General features: G+C 64.9%; 6 protein-coding genes. 2 read left to right on the forward strand and 4 right to left on the reverse strand.

Annotated features, from left to right (window positions below; all coding sequences use genetic code 11):
* Positions 1-25: 25 nt before the first annotated feature.
* Entirely contained in the window at positions 26-178 is a 153-nt protein-coding gene (locus JHD07_RS31415; RefSeq protein ID WP_291629215.1) for a hypothetical protein, read from the reverse strand.
* 75 nt (positions 179-253) lie between these two features.
* The gene (locus JHD07_RS31420; RefSeq protein ID WP_291629217.1) at positions 254-907 is read right to left on the reverse strand and encodes a glutathione S-transferase family protein; all 654 of its coding nucleotides are present in this window, start codon (positions 905-907) and stop codon (positions 254-256) included.
* A 130-nt stretch (positions 908-1,037) separates the two neighbouring features.
* Here JHD07_RS31420 and JHD07_RS31425 point away from each other — a divergent pair, with 130 nt between their 5' ends.
* Together JHD07_RS31425 and JHD07_RS31430 are read left to right on the forward strand one after the other, a co-directional pair.
* Entirely contained in the window at positions 1,038-1,352 is a 315-nt protein-coding gene (locus JHD07_RS31425; RefSeq protein ID WP_291629219.1) for a hypothetical protein, read from the forward strand.
* Positions 1,353-1,550: 198 nt separating this feature from the next.
* Positions 1,551-1,838 carry a twin-arginine translocation signal domain-containing protein gene (locus tag JHD07_RS31430; protein WP_291629220.1) on the forward strand — a complete coding sequence of 96 codons (288 nt, stop codon included), beginning with the start codon at positions 1,551-1,553 and terminating at the stop codon, positions 1,836-1,838.
* A 161-nt stretch (positions 1,839-1,999) separates the two neighbouring features.
* On the opposite strand, the gene JHD07_RS31435 is transcribed toward JHD07_RS31430, so the two are convergent.
* Positions 2,000-2,254, reverse strand: a complete 255-nt coding sequence (locus JHD07_RS31435) for a hypothetical protein (protein ID WP_291629222.1) — start codon at positions 2,252-2,254, stop codon at positions 2,000-2,002.
* Between the two features lie 188 nt (positions 2,255-2,442).
* Positions 2,443-3,453: an alpha/beta hydrolase gene (locus JHD07_RS31440; protein ID WP_291629224.1), complete on the reverse strand. Its 1,011-nt coding sequence runs from the start codon at positions 3,451-3,453 to the stop codon at positions 2,443-2,445.
* Positions 3,454-3,547: the final 94 nt, after the last annotated feature.

Below are 3,547 nucleotides of genomic sequence, written 5' to 3' on the forward strand. Positions count from 1 at the left end.
ATGCAAGGCCTTGCGCCAGCACGACTCACGCGGCCTGCTTGACCGTCATCTCCGACAGTTCGGTACGGCATTCGGCGGCGAAGGCTTGAAGCCGGTCGGCGGTCTGGCGGTCGAGGATGGCCTTTGCCAGACGCTCGGCGCGGGCGATCTGTTGCTTGAGATATTCGATGCGGGTCATGTGTCACCTGTCGAATGGTGTCCTTCCGTTGGCGGGGATTGTACGCCGGGTCCTAAATCAATTGTGTGAGACACATCACGTTCCCCGCACCTTATCCGCCGCGGCGAAATGGGCGATCTGGTCGGCGTGGGCCTTGGCGACTGCCGGCCGACCGGTCGCGCGCGCGACGTAGGCGCGGCAGGCCGGACTGTCCGTCAGCCCGTCGAAGCCATCGACGACGCGCAGCACGTCCGCCATCAGGATGTCGGCGACGGAGAAGGAGCCGGCCAGCCATTCGCGGCTGCCCAGCACCGGTTCGAGACGCCTCAGCCGAAGCTTGAGGAAGTCGTCCACGAATGCCCACGCCGCCGTGTCGGTTGGATGTCCCATGAACTGCGACATGCCCCAGGGCAAGCTGGCCATCTCCACCGAATTGAGTGCCGCGAACACCCACTCTGTCGTTTCTGCGCGGCCGCGCGGATCGTTTGGCATCAGCCTCTCGCTGCGCTCGCCGAGATGCAGCAGGATCGCGCCGGTCTCGAAGATCGAGAGGTCGCCGTCGGTCAGCCACGGAACCTGGCCGAACGGCTGGTGGGTGAAATGCGCGGGCCCGCGATCATCGAAGGGTACGCTGGCGACGCGATACGGCAAGGCGGCCTCTTCGAGAGCCCAGCGCACGCGGAAGTCGCGCACGAAGCCTCGCGGCGCTGCGGGAACCCAATCGAAGGTGGTCAGGGTGAGGTTGGCCATGTGCTGTCTCCGTGTCCTGCTTCGAGACAAAGGACGAGCGAAAGGCGTCCATTCCGACACCGGCACCGACTCTTTTTGTCACCGGCGGCGTAAGCGGCTAGGGTCGCGTCAAACAACAGGAGGAAATCCGATGCCAGCAGCCTATTTCGTCGTCCGGGCCATCGTCACCGATGCCAGCAAGCGCGCCGCCTTCGACCGATGGTACGAGAGAGAACACCTGCCCGATGCGGTGAAGGCGTTCGGGGTCAGCAAGGCCTTGCGATTCTGGAGTCTCGATGATCCCTCGCTGCACCAGGCCATGTATCAGTTCGATGACGAGGCCAAGCTCGCGGCGATGCTGAGAGGGGACGCGCTGCAGAAGCTCGTCGCCGACTTCAACCGCGACTGGCCCGACGTGAAGCGCACGCGCGAGACATTGGTGCTGGCGCAGGAGTTTGCGACCTAGCGAGATCTGTAGACCTGAGCGCAAGCGCACTCCGCCGTCGTCGCATCAAGCACGAACTTCGGATTGCACTGCGCCATCGAGGCTACGAATTCTTCATGCTCATCGTTGCAAATCTGAACGCGCGATTCAGCGTCGGTTCATGCCATCACCGCGACACTCCTTCTGCATCACAAGCGATGATCCAAGAAGGAAGAAGCCATGGAGCGCCGGAACTTTTTGAAGCTTGCATTGGGACTGACGGCAGGAGCCGCGGCCTTCGCCGCGACCGCGGCGCAGGCCGCGCCGCTGTCACCGCAGCCGGTCGTCGACCCCAATCGCATGCCGCATGGCAATCCCGACGCTCAGCCTGCTGTCACCACCCGTGAGGAGGCTGCCGAGCTGAGCCCGGAGCAGGTTCACTGGCATGGCCATCACCGCCACCGGGGCTGGCACCGCCGTCATTGGCGCCGGCATCGCCGGCGCTGGCACCGCCGCCATCATTGGTGAGATCGCGACCATTCGCGAACTGGACGGGGACCGCTGCCGGCGGTCCCCGTTGTGTTTCTGAACGGGCTCCATTTCCGCAGCTGGCGAACCGCCGGCAACACCTCCGAAAAAAATGGCCGCCGGCTTCCGCCAGCGGCCATTCTGCAACGCGAATGGAGAGATCAGACCGGACGGCAGCGCCCGGCGTACCAGCGGAAGCCGTAGGGGCACACACGCGCGCGAGGCACCACGACGACCGGCGCCGGGGCGACCACAATCGGAGCGGGGCGAACGACAACCGGGCCGCGCATCGGACGGCAGTTGCCATAGGGGCCACGATACCATCCCGGGCCGCAACCGCCGGCGGCGCTGGCCGTCTCGCTGAAACCGACGACCGCTGCGCTGGCGAGCATGACTGCGGCAAACAGGTATTTCATGGGATATTCCTTCTCGTCCTTTGGGGCAGACCTAGGGGATGGCGCTTGGGGCGCACAATCAATCAGAGAGACGACTAAACGCGTTGAATCGGGATGCGCCGACACGTCGCGATCCAAACCTGCCAATCATGACCTGAATGCGGCATGAACGTTCCGCGCATCAGGCCTCGGACGACACGTAATTGTCGCTAGCGGCCGAGAAAACCAAGCACCACCTCCTTGTACCTCTCGGGCGCCTCGAGGAAGACGAGATGACCGGTGTTCGGGATCACCTCGGCCCGCGCATTCGGCATCTTGGCCGCCAGCGCCTTCGCCAGTTCGGCGTTCTGCCCCATCTTGGCCCGCAGCGCCTCGGGCGCGAGTGGCCGGCCCGGCGCGTTGTGGTCGTCGGCTCCCATGATGAACAACGTGGGCAGCGCGATCAGCGGAATCTCGTGCGCCACCGGCTCCCGGTAGATCATCTGGCCGGAGCTGACGAAGGCGCGCAGCCAGCGCGGATAGTCGGGGCTGCCCTTGATGTTGAAGCGGGCGTCGATGAACGGCGTGATCGCCTCGGCCGGCAGCTTGATCGCGTAGTTGGTCTGGAGCTGCTTGCGATAGCCCTCCGCCGTAAGCTTGTCCTCGGTCTCGATCATCTTCTCGGTCGGGGTCGGCGGCACGAAGAGGCGGTAATCCTCGAGCCCGATCGGCGCGGTCAGCACCAGATGGGCGATGCGGTCGGGATAGGCGCGGGCTATACGAACGCCGAGCATGCCGCCGAGCGAGTGGGCGACGATCTCGGCCTTGTCGATCTTGAGGTGATCGAGCAGCGCAATGGTGTTGCGTGCAAGATTGTCGAAATGCAGCTCGCCCTGCGGCTTGGAGGATTTGCCGAAGCCGATCTGGTCCGGCACCACGACGCGGAAGCCGGCCTCGTTCAGCATCTTGATCACCGGCGCCCAATAGCTCGACGGGAAATTGCGCCCGTGCAGCAGCACGACGGTGCGGCCGTTCGGCTGCGCGGCGGCAACGTCCATGTAGGCCATGCTGAGCTGTTCGCCATCGTTGACGAGCGGCAACTGGTGCACGGGGTAGGGATAGGCAAAACCCTCGAGCGCGATGCCATAGGGCTCGCGGGGCGGCGCCTCGGCGGCGCGCGTGGGCGTGAAGGGGGAAGCGAGAAGGGCGACCGCGAGTGCGGCGGAGAGGATGCGGTTCATGAGGCCTCGTGGCTGGAGGTCATTCCGGTCGCGCAGCGCGAACCCGGAATCTCGAGATTCCGGGTCTGGTCCTTCGGACCATCCCGGAATGACG

This window comes from Bradyrhizobium sp., assembly GCF_016462955.1.
In the GTDB taxonomy this organism is placed as follows: domain Bacteria; phylum Pseudomonadota; class Alphaproteobacteria; order Rhizobiales; family Xanthobacteraceae; genus Bradyrhizobium.